Source organism: Streptomyces sp. NPDC031479 (genome assembly GCF_055581065.1).
Genome location: NZ_JBVIKC010000015.1, coordinates 62,375 through 76,808, shown reverse-complemented (window position 1 = coordinate 76,808; position 14,434 = coordinate 62,375). Strand labels below are relative to the sequence as shown.

Here is a 14,434-nt window from a genome sequence, read left to right as displayed (position 1 = left end):
CCCCGCGACCCTTTCGGCACCCGGGGGCGGGTTTGTTGCCGAAGAGGCGCGGACGCGGGCCCCGCGGGGTCCCGTACGGGCGGTTTACCCGCCTTGCCCGGCGCCTTCCGGCGACGTGCGGCGCCCCGGGCCGCCCCGGGCCGCCGCGCGGCCTCGACCGGGCCACGAGGCCCCGGCCCGGCGGGCCGGGGGTGCCCGGGACGGTCGGACGCGGTAGGGACGGTCAGACGCGGTAGACGAGTGCCGTGGCGATGGCGGCGAGCCCCTCGGCACGGCCCGTGAGGCCGAGGCCGTCGGTGGTGGTGCCGGAGACGGCGACGGGGGCGCCCGCCGCCGCCGCGAGCGCCTTCTGCGCTTCTTCGCGCCGCTTTCCGATCTTCGGGCGTACGCCGATCACCTGGACCGCGATGTTGCCGATCTCGAACCCCTCGGCGCGCACGATCCGGGCGGCTTCCGCCAGCAGGGTCACGCCCGCGGCACCGGACCACTCGGGCCGGTCGGTGCCGAAGTGGGCGCCGAGGTCGCCGACCCCGGCGGCCGAGAAGAGGGCGTCACAGGCGGCGTGGGCCGCTACGTCCCCGTCGGAGTGACCGGCGAGACCGTCCTCGCCCTCCCACAGCAGCCCGGCGCACCACAGCTCGCGCCCGGCCTCGAAGGCGTGGACGTCGGTCCCGATCCCGACGAGCGGGATCAGCGGGGCGGAGCCGGCAGCGGCCCGCGCGGCCCGCTCTTCGGAATCAGTACGCATCGTTGGCCCTCCTGCGGGCGAGTACGGCCTCGGCGAGGACCAGGTCGAGCGGACGGGTGACCTTGAAGGCCTCTTCGTGGCCGGGGACGACCACGACGGTGACCCCGGTGCGTTCCACCATGCCGGCGTCGTCCGTGGCGCCCTCGCCGCTGACGGCGATGGCCTCGTGGGCGCGCAGCAGGGTGGCGAGGTCGAAGCCCTGCGGGGTCTGTACGGCGCGCAGCCGGGCCCGCTCGGGCGTGGCGACGACGGGCTCGGGCCGGCCGGGCGCGGCGGGCTCGACCTCCTTGACGGTGTCGGCCAGCGGCAGGGCGGGGACCACGGCGGGGGCGCCGTCGCGGACGGCCTCGACGACGGAGTCGACGGTGTCCACGGGGACCAGCGGGCGGGCCGCGTCGTGGATCAGTACGGAGGTGATGTCCGCCGGGAGCGCGTCCAGGCCGGCCCGCACGGACTCCTGGCGGGTGTCCCCGCCGGGGACGACCAGGATCTCGGTGCGCTCGGGCAGCGCGTGCTCGTCCAGGAGGTTGCGCACCTCGGCGGTCCCGTCGGACGGCGCGACGACCACGACGAGGGACACCGCGCGGGAGCGGGCCATGGCGCGGACGGCGTGGATCAGCATCGGCGTCCCGCCGAGGGCCCGCAGGGCCTTGGGCGCGCCGGGGCCGAGGCGTACCCCGCGTCCGGCGGCCGGGATCACCGCGGCGGTGCGGTGGGGGCGCGTTTGGTCAGACATCAGTAGTAGCTCCGGGCCAGGTTTGTGACTTCGGCCGACATGGGTATGGCCTGAAGGGTGCCGGGTGCGACGCCCTCGCCCCTTCCGTGACGACCGGTCGAGCCGGCTGGCCGGGCCCGGCACGCCAGAAGCAGGCCTACGGGTCCGTGGATGCGGATGCAGACATGCCGCAGCGCCCGGCAACGACCCCCTCGTCGAGGGGGTCCGTCATCGGGCACCGCGGCACACTGTGGTTCGGTTCGAGCGTCAGGACGCGAGAACCTCGTCGAGGAGGGCCTCGGCCTTGTCCTCGTTGGTGTTTTCGGCGAGCGCGAGCTCGCTCACCAGAATCTGACGCGCCTTCGCGAGCATGCGCTTCTCACCCGCGGAAAGCCCGCGCTCACGCTCACGACGCCACAGGTCACGCACCACTTCGGCGACCTTGATGACATCGCCAGAAGCGAGCTTCTCCAGATTTGCCTTGTAGCGCCGGGACCAGTTCGTCGGCTCTTCTGCGTACGGTGCGCGGAGCACCTCGAAGACCCGGTCCAGCCCGTCCTGGCCGACTACGTCGCGAACGCCGACGAACTCCGCATTGTCCGCAGGCACACGAACCGTCAGGTCGCCCTGGGCGACCTTGAGCACCAAGTAGGTCTTGTCCACGCCTTTGATCTGGCGAGTTTCGATGGCCTCGATCAGCGCGGCCCCGTGATGGGGATAGACCACGGTGTCGCCAACCTTGAACGTCATGTGACAGGTACCCCTTCCGTGGCTATCCAGGGTAACACGAGAACTGACTGTTATGAATGGCGTTTTCGCAGGTCAGGGCACATCTCGGGGCTTGACAACAGCGACACGAACGTGCTGCGAAGGGCTTCCGGAAGGGGGTATTCGCAGGTCGGAGGCGCTGTACGGACCGGCCGAATCGACCACGTTACACCTGGCGAAGGAGCCCACGAGTGTGACGTACGTCCCGTTTTGCCGGGTTCTGAGACCGGAAACGGAAGTACTCCGTTCGACTGGCGGGCATGCGTACGGAGCGGGTTCCGGCCCAATCCCGAATTGATCACGGATCCGCGTTCGGGGGAATCCGGAAATTGATCACCGCGCGGCGTCCGGGGGTTATGGGAATGCAAGATCGCGGGGCGGGGGCGGCACGGGGCGCGCGGAGCGGAGGGTCGGGTGCGGGGGCGGGGCGGCGGCTCGGTAACCTAAGCGCGCTGACACACCCTTAGGGCGGCTTTACCTCGGCCGTCCCGAGAGCCCACCCTCCCGTCCGTACGTCCTAGGAGTTGCCGCAGCCGTGAGCCGCAGCCTTCGACGCGGCGCCCTCGCCGCTACCGCCATCGTGTTCTCGATCGCCTCGCTCGCCGCGTGCGGTGCCGGCAACGACGCGCAGACTCTCCAGATCAAGCCGGACAACGCCGCCGCCACCAAGGGCGACATCAAGGTCCAGAACGTACTGGTGATCAGCCAGGGCGAGAAGGGCAAGAAGGGGCCGGCCTCCGTCTCGGCGACCGTCTTCAACACCGGTGAGAAGCCGCAGGTCCTCAGCGGCATCACCCTGCCGGCCACCAAGTCCAAGGTGGTCCTGAAGGGCGCCGGCGGCGCCGACAAGATCATCGTGCCCCCGAACGGCTCCGTGGTCCTGGGCGGCAAGGGCAACGCCTCCGCCTCCATCGAGGGCGGTGTCGCCTCCGCGGTGGAAGCGGGCAACGTCGAGGAAGTCGTCTTCCAGCTGAGCAGCACCGGTGACGTGCCCGTGGGCGCGCAGGTCGTGCCCGCCGCCGGCATGTACGCCGGCTTCGGCCCGACCGAGGCCCCGGCCGCCGCTCCCGCGGCCCCGGCGGGCTCCCCGTCCGGTTCCCCCTCGGGCTCCCCGTCGGGCTCCCCCTCCGGTTCCCCGTCGGGCGCCGCGGGCGCCTCGGCCTCCGGTACCCCGTCGCCGTCGGGCAGCGCCTCGCACGCCGCCGGCCACTGACGCCGGGAGACACGAAGGGAGGGCCCCGGCCGCTGATGCGGCCGGGGCCCTCCTTCGTTCGTACGCCCGCCGGTCTACGGCTCGAACTTGTAGCCGAGGCCGCGGACGGTCACCAGGTAGCGCGGAGCGCCCGGGTCGGGTTCGATCTTGGCCCGGAGGCGCTTGACGTGGACGTCCAGGGTCTTGGTGTCGCCGACGTAGTCCGCGCCCCAGACCCGGTCGATCAGCTGCATGCGGGTGAGCACGCGGCCGGCGTTGCGCAGGAGCATCTCCAGCAGGTCGAACTCCTTCAGCGGGAGGTCCACCTTGGCGCCGGCGACGGTGACCACGTGCCGGTCCACGTCCATCCGTACCGGACCCGCCTCCAGGGCCGCCGGGGTGACCTCCTCCGGCTCGCCGCGGCGGCGCAGCACCGCGCGGATGCGGGCGACGAGCTCGCGGGAGGAGAAGGGCTTCGTGACGTAGTCGTCCGCTCCTATCTCCAGCCCGACGACCTTGTCGATCTCGCTGTCCTTGGCGGTCACCATGATCACGGGGACGTTGGAGCGGCCACGCAGCTGCCGGCAGACCTCGGTGCCCGGCAGACCGGGCAGCATCAGGTCGAGGAGGACGAGGTCGGCGCCGTTGCGCTCGAACTCGTCGAGCCCGTCGGGACCCGTCGCGGCGATCGCGACCTCGAAGCCTTCCTTGCGGAGCATGTAGGACAGGGCGTCGCTGAAGGATTCCTCATCCTCGACGACGAGCACTCGGGTCACGGAAGGACCTCCGGGGCAGGGATGGGTGTTTCGGGTTCGGGCTGGGGCTGGGGCTGGGGTCGGGCGGGTGCGGGGGCGTCCGCCGGGATCTGCACGGCCGCCTCGGGCAGGCGCAGGGTGAACGTGGAGCCCTGGCCCTCGGAGCTCCACACCGACACCTCCCCGCCGTGCGAGGCCGCCACGTGCTTCACGATCGCGAGGCCCAGTCCGGTTCCTCCCGTGGCGCGGGAGCGGGCCGGGTCCACGCGGTAGAAGCGCTCGAAGACGCGCTCGCGGTCCTTCTCCGGGATGCCGATGCCCTGGTCGGTCACGGCTATCTCGATCAAGTCTCCACCCGGCGCGGTCACCCGGCGCGCAGCGATGCCGACGCGGGTGCGGGCGGGGCTGTAGTTGACGGCGTTCTCGACCAGGTTGCCGAGGGCGGCGGCCAGCTGCCCCCGGTGACCCCATACCCGCAGGTCGGCGGTGCCGCCGGCGGCCATGGTGATCTGCTTGGACGTCGCCGTGTGGCGGCACCGGTCGATGGCCTCGGCCACCAGGGTGTCCACCCGCACGGGCTCGGCGTCCTCCAGTGCCTCGTCGTTCTGCACCCGGGAGAGGTCGATCAGCTCCTGCACGAGGTTGATCAGACGGGTGGACTCGATCTGCATGCGGCCCGCGAAGCGGCTGACCGCCTCGGGGTCGTCGGCGGCGTCCATGACCGCCTCCGAGAGCAGGGAGATCGCCCCGACCGGGGTCTTCAGCTCGTGCGACACGTTCGCGACGAAGTCGCGGCGGACCGCCTCGATGCGGCGGGCCTCGGTGAGGTCCTCGACGAGCAGGAGCACCAGGCGGGAGCCGAGCGGCGCGACGCGGGCGGAGACCGCGAGGGCCTCGCCGCGGCCGGTGCCGCGCCGGGGCAGGTCGAGCTCGATCTGTCGTATCTCCCCGTCCCGGCGGGTGTCGCGGGCCATGTGGAGCATGGGCTCCACGGCCAGCTTGCCGCCGCGGACCAGGCCCAGGGCGTACGCCGCCGAGCTGGCCTTCACCACCGCGTCTCCCTCGTCGAGGACGACGGCGGAGGAACGGAGCACGGAGAGGACGGTGTCCACACCGGGCGGGAGCACCGCGTTGATGTCGGGGCGCATGGAGCTCCGGGTGGGGCGGGCCTGGTCGCGCTCGCTCCAGCGGAACGCCAGCATCGCGATCACACCGGTGCACAGACCGGCGATCGCTGCAGCTGCGGCGACCGCCGCGTTCACGTCCATGGATCCAGGTTAAGCAGGCAGAACGACACTTCCACAGCCGTTCGGGTGGCAGCTCGAACACTCGTCGCCCAGAGTTCACCCTGGCGACGGGGTTGATTCACTTGTGATGCCGGAGTCGGACGCGTTGGCACCCGAACGTGTAGAACGTGGGGCCAGGAGCCACGCAGCAGACGAGCAGGCACTAAGAGCGGCAGGAGAGGGACACCACCATGCGCGACGCGTACCACGAGGAACTGGACTCGATCGGAGAAAGCCTGGTCGAGATGGCCCGGCTCGTCGGTTCCGCGATCGGGCGGGCGACGACCGCGATGCTGGACGCCGACCTGAAGCTGGCCGAGAGCGTGATCGCCGCCGACCAGAAGGTCGACGACCTGCAGCACGACCTCGAAGCCCGTGCCATCGCGCTGCTGGCCCGCCAGCAGCCCGTCGCGACCGACCTGCGCATCGTGGTGACCTCGCTGCGCATGAGCGCCGACCTGGAGCGCTCCGGCGACCTGGCGCAGCACGTGGCGAAGCTGGCGCGCCTGCGCTTCCCGGACCGTGCCGTCCCGCGCGACCTGCACGCGACCATCCTGGAGATGGGGCAGCTGGCGCAGCGGCTGATGGCGAAGGCGGCCGAGGTCATCATCACGAAGGACGTCGACCTCGCGCTCCAGCTGGAGCAGGACGACGACGAGATGGACCAGCTGCACCGCACCCTCTTCCAGCACCTGATGGACGACCGCTGGAAGCACGGCATCGAGACGGCCGTCGACGTGACCCTGCTGGGCCGCTACTACGAGCGCTTCGCGGACCACGCGGTGTCGGTGGCGAAGCGCGTGGTCTACCTGGTGACGGGTGAGCACGCGGACGAGCTCCAGCAGCCGACGCAGGTCGACGGGGTCTGACCGTCCGCTCCCGAGCCCCAATGCGCCGTTGACGCGCCGGTGTGGCTGGGCATGAATGAGGCGAAGGCGCTCCGTCACCGGGACGCCACGCCTGTGCGCCCACGAGGAGGATCCATGCCCGATTCCCCCGTCCCGATCACCCCGGAGCAGGACCAGCAGCCGTCGTCCCGTCCGGAGCCCCTGCGCCTCCCCCTGCTCGCGGCCTGCGGCTGCGGGTCGGGCTGCGGCTGCGGCTGCCAGTCCGGAGCACCCTGCCAGTGCGGGGGCTGACACCAGCCCGTCGAGCATGCCCGAAGGGCCCCGCCGGACCGCGTCCGGTCCGGCGGGGCCCTTCGCCGTGCCGCAGCGGTCAGTCGCCGGTGTTGGTGGCCCAGACGGGCTGGTTGGCGCTGTTGTAGACGACGGCGTTGCCGTCGTCCTGGACGGACAGGTAGTGGCCCTTGTGCCAGGTGCCGGCGGCCCAGACGGGGTTGCCGTTGCTGTCGTAGACGACGAAGTTGCCGTCTTCCTGGAAGACGGCGCTGTTGGCCTTCGGCCAGACGCCGGGCGCCTGCCAGGCGGCCTTGCCGTCCTTGTAGAGGACGAAGTTGCCGTCGCTCTGGACGCGCAGGACGGTCCGGCCGTTGCCGGAGGTCCACGCCTGGTTCTTGTGGAGGGTGGAGCCGCCGTAGAAGTGGGCGTCGCTGCGGGCGGCGGAGGCGGCGGCCCGCGGCGCGGACGAGGCGTCGGCGGCCGGGCCGGAGGCGAGTACGGGCAGGAGGGCGAGGGCGAGCGCGGGGAGACCGCGCCTCACGAGGTTCTTGATCATGACCAGGAGTTGTAGCCGGGCGGCGCTCGGGCCCGACAGCGCAGAAACGACGCACTCACCCGTCCGGCCCACCACCTTCAGCGCCGAAACGCCACTTCACACCCGCTCCGCACCCTCCTTTCCCATCTCAAACCAACGAAAAAGCCCCACCCCGGCGCGAAACCACCGCCCTGCTCCCCCACCCCGCGAAAAAGCCCCCACCCACGGAGAAACCGCTGGTGGGAAGGGTGGGACGCTGGGCCGCAGGTGGGCGCCCTCGCGGGACCCCCGGGCCACCCGCCGCCGGCGAAACCCGGCGGCGCCCGTCGCGGAGTTGTGCGATCTTGCTGCCATGAGCGACCCCTCCACACCCTCCACGACGGTGGCCGACGCCGACATCCTCGCCCGCCGCCCCATACCCGCCATCAAGGCCTTGCGGGCACACCTCGGCTGCTCCCTCCAGGACGCGGTGACCGCCTACGAGGACCGCTACGAAGCCCTGCGCCTCGAACACCCGGACGTCCTCCCGAAGCTCGTCGACGACCCCGACGAGGACTCCTGACCCACACACGGCCCGGGACGACGAAAAGGCCCCCCACCCACTGGAAACCAGCGGGCGGGGGGCCCTTCACGTGATGGGGGTTACTTCTTGCCCTGGTTCTTGACGGCCTCGATGGCGGCGGCCGCGGCGGCCGGGTCGAGGTAGGTGCCGCCCGGGTTGAGGGGCTTGAAGGAGGCGTCCAGTTCGTAGGCGAGCGGGATGCCGGTGGGGATGTTGAGGCCCGCGATGTCGGCGTCGGAGATGCCGTCCAGGTGCTTGACCAGCGCGCGCAGGGAGTTGCCGTGCGCGGCGACCAGGACGGTGCGGCCCGCGAGGAGGTCCGGGACGATGGCGTCGTACCAGTACGGGAGCATGCGGACGACGACGTCCTTGAGGCACTCCGTCCGCGGGCGCAGCTCCGGCGGGATGCTCGCGTAACGCGGGTCCTCGGACTGGGAGAACTCCGTGCCGTCCGCGAGGGCCGGCGGCGGGGTGTCGTAGGAGCGGCGCCACAGCATGAACTGCTCCTCGCCGAACTCGGCGAGGGTCTGGGCCTTGTCCTTGCCCTGGAGGGCGCCGTAGTGGCGCTCGTTCAGGCGCCAGGAGCGGTGGACCGGGATCCAGTGGCGGTCGGCGGCCTCCAGCGCGAGCTGGGAGGTGCGGATCGCGCGCTTCTGGAGGGACGTGTGGACCACGTCGGGGAGGAGGTCGGCGTCCTTCAGGAGTTCGCCACCGCGGACCGCCTCCTTCTCGCCCTTCTCGTTGAGGTTGACGTCCACCCAGCCGGTGAACAGGTTCTTCGCGTTCCACTCGCTCTCGCCGTGACGGAGGAGGATCAGCTTGTACGGTGCGTCGGCCATGCGTACGAGCCTAATGGACGGGCCGGTGCGCCCGCGCGCGGCACCGGAGGGCCGCGGAGGGGCCCTCGATTGACGCGCGGCGTCAATCGAGTGGCGGCCCCGAGGGGCGTCCTCGTAATGTGCCGAGAGCCGGAGCGGCGCTTACATCACCGGGGGGAATCCTTATGTCCGTTGGCAGGTTGAGACAGGCCGCGCGGGAGAGCGTGGCGGGTCTGCCGAGTGCCTTCTGGTGGCTGTGGGCGAGCACGCTGGTGAACCGGCTCGGGGCCTTCGTCGCCACTTTCATGACCTTGTACCTGACTCTGGACCGGGGCTACTCGGCCTCCTTCGCGGGACTCGTCGTGGCCCTGCACGGGCTGGGCGGGGTGGTCTCCTCGCTGGTGGCCGGGGTGATGACCGACCGGCTCGGGCGGCGGCCGACGATGCTGGCGGCGAACGTGTCGACGGCGTTCTCGGTGGCCCTGCTGGGATTCATGGAGCATCCGGCGGCGATCGCGGCGGTGGCCCTGCTGGTCGGGATGACCTCGAACGCCTCGCGCCCGGCGGTGTCCGCGATGATGGCGGACATCGTCCGGCCGGAGGACCGCGTACGGGCCTTCGCGTTGAACTACTGGGCCATCAACCTCGGCTTCGCGATCAGTTCGGCGGTGGCGGGGCTGGTGGCGGAGTACAGCTACCTGGCCGGTTTCCTGGGCGAGGCGGCGCTGACGCTGGTGTGCGCGGTGCTGGTGTTCGCGAAGCTGCCGGAGTCGCGGCCGGTGCGGGACGCGGCCCAGGAGGAGGCGGCCGGGCCGGAGACCAGGCTGGGGGACGTGCTGCGGGACGGGCGGTTCATGGGCGTCGTCGGGCTGTCGTTCCTGATCTCGCTGATCTTCACGCAGGGTTCGGTGGGGCTGCCGGTGGCGATGGGCGCGGCGGGCTTCTCGCCCGGTGACTACGGGCTGGTCGTCGCGGTGAACGGCGTGCTGATCGTGGCGCTCCAGATCCCCGTGACGCGGTTCATCGAGCACCGGGACCCGCAGAAGCTGCTGGTGGTCTCGGCGCTGCTGGCGGGGTACGGGTTCGCGATGACGGCCTTCGCGGGGCCGCTGTGGGCGTACGCGCTGACGGTGACGGTGTGGACGCTGGCGGAGATCGTGAATTCGCCGACGCAGATGGGACTGGTGGCCCGGCTGTCGCCGGTGCACGGGCGCGGGCGCTACCAGGGGATGTACACGATGTCGTGGGCGGTGGCCGCGCTGGTGGCGCCGCTGATGGCCGGGTTCGTGATCGACCACCTGGGCGCGGCGTGGCTGTGGGGGGCCACGGGGGTCCTGGGGACGGTGGCGGCGCTGGGGTACTGGCTGCTGATGCGGAGCCTCCCGGAGGGTGGACCGGGGGCGCCGGGGGCGCCGGTGGCGGGCAGCAGGGCCGGCTCGGGAGGTTCGGCCGGATCGGATGCCGGATCGGGTGCCGGGTCGGATGCCGGATCGGATGGCTCCGCTGCCGGATCGGGCGGATCGAGTGGCTCCGCCACCGCGGCCGGGCCGGTCCCTGCCGGGGCGCGGCCGGTGGCCGCCGCCGAGGCGTAACGCCCCGGTGGGGCCGCGCCCGGCGCCGCGGGGCAAGGGGCGCGGGCCCGTAGGCCGGCCTCGGGCCGAGGCCCCGGCCGCCTCAGGCCGAGGGGCGCGTCAGGCCGAGGGGCGCGTCAGGTGCTTGAAGGCGTCCAGGTTGCGGGTGGACTCGCCGCGCGAGACGCGCCACTCGTACTCGCGCCGGATCGCGCTCGCGAAGCCGAGCTCCAGGAGGGTGTTGAAGGCGCCGTCCGCCGCCTCCAGGACGGTCCCGAGGAGACGGTCCAGGTCCTCCGGGGTGATGACGGACAGCGGGAGCCGGGCCGTGAGGTAGACATCGCCGAGGGGGTCGACGGCGTAGGCCATGCCGTACAGCTTGAGGTTGCGCTCCAGCAGCCAGCGGTGGACGCCCGCTTCGTTCTCGTCGGGGTGGCGGATGACGAAGGCGTTCACCGAGAGGGAGTGCCGGCCGATCCGCAGCGAACAGGTGGTGCTCAGCTTGCGGGTGCCGGGGAGCTGGACGACGTAGCTGCCGGGCTCGGGGCTCTCCCAGCCCAGCTCGGCGCCGGCCAGCGTGGACTCGATGATCGCGGCGGTGTCAGCCATGGTGGGAGCGTACGCGACGGCGGTGGTCGTGCATGGCCGCGGTGTACACGTCCGCCGTTCCGCTGGCGGCGGTGTCCCAGCCGAAGAACTGCGCGTGCCGGGCGGCCTCGGCGCCCATCCGGTCCGTGAGACCGGGTTCGTCCACGAAGCGGCGCAGTTCGCGCGCGTAGTCGACGGGGTCGTGGCCGGGTACGAGGATGCCCGTCACCCCGTCGTTGACGGCGACGGGCAGCCCGCCGACCGAGGCCGCGAGGACGGGCGTGCCGGTGGCCTGGGCCTCGATGGCGACGAGCCCGAAGGACTCGCTGTACGAGGGCATGACCAGGACGGAGGCGGCCCGGAACCAGTCGGCGAGCTGGTCCTGGCGCACGGGCGGGTGGAAGTGCACGAGGTCGGCGATGCCGAGCGTGGCGGCGAGCTTCTGGAGCTCCTCGGGCTTGGCGAGGCCGCTGCCGCTGGGGCCGCCGACGACGGGGACGAAGAGGCGGGTGCGCAGCGAGGGGTCGCGGTCGACGAGCTCGGCGATGGCGCGGAGCAGGATGTCGGGGGCCTTGAGGGGCTGGATGCGGCCGGCGAAGAGCGGAATCACGGCGTCCTGCGGCAGCCCGAGGCGGGCGCGGGCGGCGGCGCGGCCGTCGCCGGTGGTGAAGCGGTCGAGGTTGACTCCGGGGTGCACGACGGCGACCTTGCCCGGGTCGGCCTCGTAGTGGCGGACGAGCTCGTCCGCCTCCTCGGCGGTGTTGGCGATGAGGCGGTCGGCGGCGGCCACGATCTGGGTCTCGCCGATGACGCGGGCGGCCGGTTCGGGGGCGTCGCCCGCGGCGAGGGCGGCGTTCTTGACCTTGGCCATGGTGTGCATGGCGTGGACGAGCGGGACGCCCCAGCGTTCGGCGGCGAGCCAGCCGACGTGGCCGGAGAGCCAGTAGTGGGAGTGCACGAGGTCGTAGTAGCCGGGGCGGTGACCGGCCCAGGCCTGCATGACGCCGTGGGTGAAGGCGCACAGCTGGGCCGGGAGCTCCTCCTTGGCGAGGCCCTCGTACGGGCCCGCGTCCACGTGCCGGACGAGGACGCCGGGGGCGAGCTCGACGACGGGCGGCAGGCCGCCGGTGGTCGCGCGGGTGAAGACCTCGACCTCGATGTTGATCGCGGCGAGGCGCTTGGCGAGCTCGACGATGTACACGTTCATGCCGCCGGCGTCGCCGGTGCCGGGCTGGTGCAGCGGTGAGGTGTGCACGCTGAGCATGGCCACGCGGCGCGGCTTGCGGTGGTGGCCGACGGCCGGGAGGCGCAGGCGGGGCGGGTCGTGGCGGGTGCCGCGTGCGGCGGCGATGCGGCCGCTGATGCTGCCGCCGAGACGGGACACGTACTGGCTCAAGGGAGCAGTTCCTCTCGCTCGGATCGCTCGGACGACGGGCGGGCAGCGCATGCGGGGCGGCATGGCTGCGGGAGCGCGGTCGGCGCCCTGCAAGGAGTGCAACCCGGATGGCGGTCCCCCGCATTCCGGGAGGCCCGGACTTCCTGCTCGGTTTGCCGGTTTTTTATCTTGCCGGGCCGCTCGGCATACGCTCGGCGCATGGTCTCCCGCAGCACTCCGCCGCCCCCGAAGCGCCCTGTCGGCACCGTGACGCGCGGGACCACGAACCCGAACCGGCTGCGGCGCATGGACCGCTGGATCGCGGCCTCGCACGGGGCGGCGCTGCGCCGCGCCGACGCTCCGGTGGCGGTCGACCTCGGGTACGGGGCCGCGCCCTGGACGGCGGTGGAGCTGCTGGCGCGGCTGCGGGAGGCGGCGCCGCGGGTGCGGGTGGTCGGCATCGAGATCGAGCCGGCCCGGGTGACGGGGGCGAAGCCGTACGAGCGGGAGGGGCTGAGCTTCCGGCACGGCGGCTTCGAGGTGCCGCTGGAGGGCGGGGAGCGCCCGGCCCTGATCCGCGCGGCGAACGTATTGCGCCAGTACGACGAGGAGCAGGTCGCGGAGGTCTGGCAGCGGCTCTGCGCACGGCTGGCCCCGGGCGGGCTGCTGGTGGAGGGGACCTGCGACGAGATCGGGCGGCGGCACGTGTGGGTCGCGCTGGGGCCCGAGGGGCCGCGCACGGTGACGTTCGCGACCCGGCTGGGTTCCCTGGAGCGCCCCTCGGACCTGGCGGAGCGGCTGCCGAAGGCGCTGATCCACCGGAACGTGCCGGGTGAGCCGGTGCACGCCTTCCTGCGGGACTTCGACCGGGCGTGGGCGGCGGCGGCCCCGTACGCCTCGTACGGGGCGCGGCAGCGGTGGATCCGTACGGCGCGGGCGCTGGCGGCGGACTGGCCGCTGGCGGACGGTCCGGGGCGGTGGCGGCAGGGGGAACTGACCGTGCGCTGGGAGGCGTTGCGCCCGGCGGGGTGAATGTCGGCGCGCGGGGAACGGGTGGCGGAAGCCGTCCGTTGAGTCGTCCGGGGTGGGCGAGACGTGGGCGGTCATGATCGGAACGGCATCCGGAGGGTGTTGGAATTCACCGAGTCGTGGCACCATCCCGGTGACAGTGCCAAGTTACTGATGAATAGTCAGATCTGATGTCGGGTGATGTCCGGTCTGGCGCGGGGCGGCTGGGGGAGTCATGGGGACCGCGAAGCGAGCTTCGTCGCGCGTGCAGGGAGTGTCCGCTCTCGCACTGCTGTGCGCGATGGCGATACTGACGGCCCCGGGGCTGGCGGTCGGCAGCGCGTACGCCGCGCCGGCGGCTCCCGCGGCGCCGGCGGCGCCGGCTCCCGAGCCGGAGGGCAAGTCCCTGGACCAGGTCCGCAAGGAGATCGAGGACCTCTACCGGCAGGCCGGGACCGCCACGGACGCGTACAACCTCGCGGTGGGCGAGACGAAGGCGCAGTCCGAGCGGATCGTCGAGATCGCCAAGCTGGTGGTGGCGGGCCAGGACCGGATCACCGGCCTCAAGGACCGCGCGGGCGCCGCCGCCCGCGCCCAGTACCGCTCGGGCGGGCTGCCGCCGGGCGCGGCGCTGGCGCTGAGCGACAGCCCGTCGGCGTACCTGGACGGCGCGGGCCGGCTGCGGCAGGGCGAGAAGGCCACGACGGACCTGCTGTCCGAACTGAACCGGACCCAGACCGACTTGGAGCGGTACGCCAAGGACGCGGGCGCGCTCTGGCAGAAGATGGAGGAGAACCGGGTCAAGCAGGAAGCCGCCAAGAAGGAGATCGAGGACAAGATCAAGGCGGCGGAGGCCCTGGAGAGCCGGCTGGCGGCCGAGGAGAAGGCCCGGCTGATCCAGCTGGAGCAGGAGGCTCAGTACAAGGCGCAGACGGCGTGGCTGTCGTCGGGCGCGATGAAGGACGTCAAGGGCGCGGCGACGGACGCCGGGAAGCGGGCGGTGCAGTTCGCCACGGCGCAGATGGGCAAGCCGTACGAGTGGGGCGCGGCCGGACCGGGCTCGTTCGACTGCTCCGGGCTGACCTCGCAGGCCTGGCTGGCGGCCGGGCGGCCCATCCCGCGGACCTCGCAGGAGCAGTTGCGGCTGTTGCCGAAGGTGGCGCTGAAGGACATGCGGCCCGGCGATCTGATCATCTACTTCGACGACGCGACCCACGTCGGCATGTACGTCGGTGACGGCGCGATGGTCCACGCCCCGCGCCCCGGGCGCACCATCACGATGGCGGGCGCGGGCTCGATGCCGATCAAGGCCGTGGTCCGCCCCGACGCGTAAGCCCTGGCCGGGCGGTCCCGGATCCGGGGGCACACCCCCGGACCGGTCCGCGAGGCCCC

General features: G+C 72.4%; 16 protein-coding genes. 7 read left to right on the top strand and 9 right to left on the bottom strand.

Going from position 1 to position 14,434, the window contains the following annotated elements; all coding sequences use genetic code 11:
- Nucleotides 1-223: 223 nt before the first annotated feature.
- The 3 genes from ispF to ACZ5D2_RS18825 form a co-directional block, all read right to left on the bottom strand.
- Complete coding sequence (ispF, locus tag ACZ5D2_RS18835; RefSeq protein WP_371677415.1) at nucleotides 224-748, bottom strand: 2-C-methyl-D-erythritol 2,4-cyclodiphosphate synthase; 525 nt, start codon at nucleotides 746-748, stop codon at nucleotides 224-226.
- Complete coding sequence (gene ispD / locus ACZ5D2_RS18830) at nucleotides 738-1,484, bottom strand: 2-C-methyl-D-erythritol 4-phosphate cytidylyltransferase (protein WP_371677416.1); 747 nt, start codon at nucleotides 1,482-1,484, stop codon at nucleotides 738-740. Before ispD ends, ispF begins: the two co-directional genes overlap by 11 nt.
- A gap of 246 nt (nucleotides 1,485-1,730) precedes the next feature.
- Nucleotides 1,731-2,213 carry a CarD family transcriptional regulator gene (locus tag ACZ5D2_RS18825; protein WP_003953493.1) on the bottom strand — a complete coding sequence of 161 codons (483 nt, stop codon included), beginning with the start codon at nucleotides 2,211-2,213 and terminating at the stop codon, nucleotides 1,731-1,733.
- A gap of 553 nt (nucleotides 2,214-2,766) precedes the next feature.
- Here ACZ5D2_RS18825 and ACZ5D2_RS18820 point away from each other — a divergent pair.
- Nucleotides 2,767-3,444: a DUF461 domain-containing protein gene (locus ACZ5D2_RS18820; protein ID WP_371677417.1), complete on the top strand. Its 678-nt coding sequence runs from the start codon at nucleotides 2,767-2,769 to the stop codon at nucleotides 3,442-3,444.
- Nucleotides 3,445-3,518: 74 nt separating this feature from the next.
- Here ACZ5D2_RS18820 and phoP read toward each other — a convergent pair whose 3' ends face one another.
- A complete protein-coding gene (phoP, locus tag ACZ5D2_RS18815) occupies nucleotides 3,519-4,190 on the bottom strand; it encodes a two-component system response regulator PhoP (RefSeq protein WP_466527820.1) in 672 nt (223 codons plus the stop codon).
- 5 nt (nucleotides 4,191-4,195) lie between these two features.
- Nucleotides 4,196-5,446 carry a two-component system sensor histidine kinase PhoR gene (gene phoR, locus ACZ5D2_RS18810; RefSeq protein WP_468930534.1) on the bottom strand — a complete coding sequence of 417 codons (1,251 nt, stop codon included), beginning with the start codon at nucleotides 5,444-5,446 and terminating at the stop codon, nucleotides 4,196-4,198.
- A 209-nt stretch (nucleotides 5,447-5,655) separates the two neighbouring features.
- Here phoR and phoU point away from each other — a divergent pair, with 209 nt between their 5' ends.
- Both phoU and ACZ5D2_RS18800 read left to right on the top strand, forming a co-directional pair.
- Nucleotides 5,656-6,333 carry a phosphate signaling complex protein PhoU gene (gene phoU / locus ACZ5D2_RS18805; RefSeq protein WP_030232376.1) on the top strand — a complete coding sequence of 226 codons (678 nt, stop codon included), beginning with the start codon at nucleotides 5,656-5,658 and terminating at the stop codon, nucleotides 6,331-6,333.
- A 114-nt stretch (nucleotides 6,334-6,447) separates the two neighbouring features.
- Nucleotides 6,448-6,603: a hypothetical protein gene (locus ACZ5D2_RS18800; protein WP_266840676.1), complete on the top strand. Its 156-nt coding sequence runs from the start codon at nucleotides 6,448-6,450 to the stop codon at nucleotides 6,601-6,603.
- A gap of 79 nt (nucleotides 6,604-6,682) precedes the next feature.
- On the opposite strand, the gene ACZ5D2_RS18795 is transcribed toward ACZ5D2_RS18800, so the two are convergent.
- Nucleotides 6,683-7,141, bottom strand: coding sequence for a hypothetical protein (locus ACZ5D2_RS18795; RefSeq protein WP_468930531.1), 459 nt, complete (start codon nucleotides 7,139-7,141; stop codon nucleotides 6,683-6,685).
- A gap of 331 nt (nucleotides 7,142-7,472) precedes the next feature.
- Between ACZ5D2_RS18795 and ACZ5D2_RS18790 the strand changes: the two genes are divergently transcribed.
- Nucleotides 7,473-7,682, top strand: coding sequence for a hypothetical protein (locus ACZ5D2_RS18790; RefSeq protein ID WP_468930528.1), 210 nt, complete (start codon nucleotides 7,473-7,475; stop codon nucleotides 7,680-7,682).
- An 80-nt stretch (nucleotides 7,683-7,762) separates the two neighbouring features.
- Here ACZ5D2_RS18790 and ACZ5D2_RS18785 read toward each other — a convergent pair whose 3' ends face one another.
- Nucleotides 7,763-8,521: a phosphoglyceromutase gene (locus ACZ5D2_RS18785; RefSeq protein ID WP_266840671.1), complete on the bottom strand. Its 759-nt coding sequence runs from the start codon at nucleotides 8,519-8,521 to the stop codon at nucleotides 7,763-7,765.
- Nucleotides 8,522-8,685: 164 nt separating this feature from the next.
- Between ACZ5D2_RS18785 and ACZ5D2_RS18780 the strand changes: the two genes are divergently transcribed.
- Entirely contained in the window at nucleotides 8,686-10,092 is a 1,407-nt protein-coding gene (locus tag ACZ5D2_RS18780) for an MDR family MFS transporter (RefSeq protein WP_468930524.1), read from the top strand.
- 99 nt (nucleotides 10,093-10,191) lie between these two features.
- On the opposite strand, the gene ACZ5D2_RS18775 is transcribed toward ACZ5D2_RS18780, so the two are convergent.
- Both ACZ5D2_RS18775 and mshA read right to left on the bottom strand, forming a co-directional pair.
- Nucleotides 10,192-10,680, bottom strand: coding sequence for a type III secretion system chaperone family protein (locus ACZ5D2_RS18775; protein ID WP_371677422.1), 489 nt, complete (start codon nucleotides 10,678-10,680; stop codon nucleotides 10,192-10,194).
- Nucleotides 10,673-12,055: a D-inositol-3-phosphate glycosyltransferase gene (gene mshA / locus ACZ5D2_RS18770; RefSeq protein WP_371677423.1), complete on the bottom strand. Its 1,383-nt coding sequence runs from the start codon at nucleotides 12,053-12,055 to the stop codon at nucleotides 10,673-10,675. The genes ACZ5D2_RS18775 and mshA overlap by 8 nt, the downstream gene beginning before the upstream one ends.
- A 198-nt stretch (nucleotides 12,056-12,253) precedes the next feature.
- On the opposite strand from mshA, the gene ACZ5D2_RS18765 reads away from it, so the two are divergent.
- Both ACZ5D2_RS18765 and ACZ5D2_RS18760 read left to right on the top strand, forming a co-directional pair.
- Complete coding sequence (locus ACZ5D2_RS18765; protein ID WP_371677424.1) at nucleotides 12,254-13,066, top strand: class I SAM-dependent methyltransferase; 813 nt, start codon at nucleotides 12,254-12,256, stop codon at nucleotides 13,064-13,066.
- Between the two features lie 211 nt (nucleotides 13,067-13,277).
- Nucleotides 13,278-14,375 (top strand): C40 family peptidase, encoded by a 1,098-nt coding sequence (locus ACZ5D2_RS18760; protein WP_468930519.1) that lies wholly within the window; start codon nucleotides 13,278-13,280, stop codon nucleotides 14,373-14,375.
- Nucleotides 14,376-14,434 lie beyond the last annotated feature (59 nt).

Excerpts from the sequence above, each read along its gene's own strand:
- ACZ5D2_RS18765 (WP_371677424.1), top strand. The coding sequence starts at position 12,254 with ATGGTCTCCCGCAGCACTCCGCCGCCCCCGAAGCGCCCTGTCGGCACC.
- ACZ5D2_RS18775 (WP_371677422.1), bottom strand. The coding sequence starts at position 10,680 with ATGGCTGACACCGCCGCGATCATCGAGTCCACGCTGGCCGGCGCCGAG.
- ispF (WP_371677415.1), bottom strand. The coding sequence starts at position 748 with ATGCGTACTGATTCCGAAGAGCGGGCCGCGCGGGCCGCTGCCGGCTCC.
- ACZ5D2_RS18760 (WP_468930519.1), top strand. The coding sequence starts at position 13,278 with ATGGGGACCGCGAAGCGAGCTTCGTCGCGCGTGCAGGGAGTGTCCGCT.
- ACZ5D2_RS18825 (WP_003953493.1), bottom strand. The coding sequence starts at position 2,213 with ATGACGTTCAAGGTTGGCGACACCGTGGTCTATCCCCATCACGGGGCC.
- phoU (WP_030232376.1), top strand. The coding sequence starts at position 5,656 with ATGCGCGACGCGTACCACGAGGAACTGGACTCGATCGGAGAAAGCCTG.
- ACZ5D2_RS18800 (WP_266840676.1), top strand. The coding sequence starts at position 6,448 with ATGCCCGATTCCCCCGTCCCGATCACCCCGGAGCAGGACCAGCAGCCG.
- phoR (WP_468930534.1), bottom strand. The coding sequence starts at position 5,446 with ATGGACGTGAACGCGGCGGTCGCCGCAGCTGCAGCGATCGCCGGTCTG.
- ACZ5D2_RS18785 (WP_266840671.1), bottom strand. The coding sequence starts at position 8,521 with ATGGCCGACGCACCGTACAAGCTGATCCTCCTCCGTCACGGCGAGAGC.
- ACZ5D2_RS18790 (WP_468930528.1), top strand. The coding sequence starts at position 7,473 with ATGAGCGACCCCTCCACACCCTCCACGACGGTGGCCGACGCCGACATC.
- ispD (WP_371677416.1), bottom strand. The coding sequence starts at position 1,484 with ATGTCTGACCAAACGCGCCCCCACCGCACCGCCGCGGTGATCCCGGCC.
- ACZ5D2_RS18795 (WP_468930531.1), bottom strand. The coding sequence starts at position 7,141 with ATGATCAAGAACCTCGTGAGGCGCGGTCTCCCCGCGCTCGCCCTCGCC.
- ACZ5D2_RS18780 (WP_468930524.1), top strand. The coding sequence starts at position 8,686 with ATGTCCGTTGGCAGGTTGAGACAGGCCGCGCGGGAGAGCGTGGCGGGT.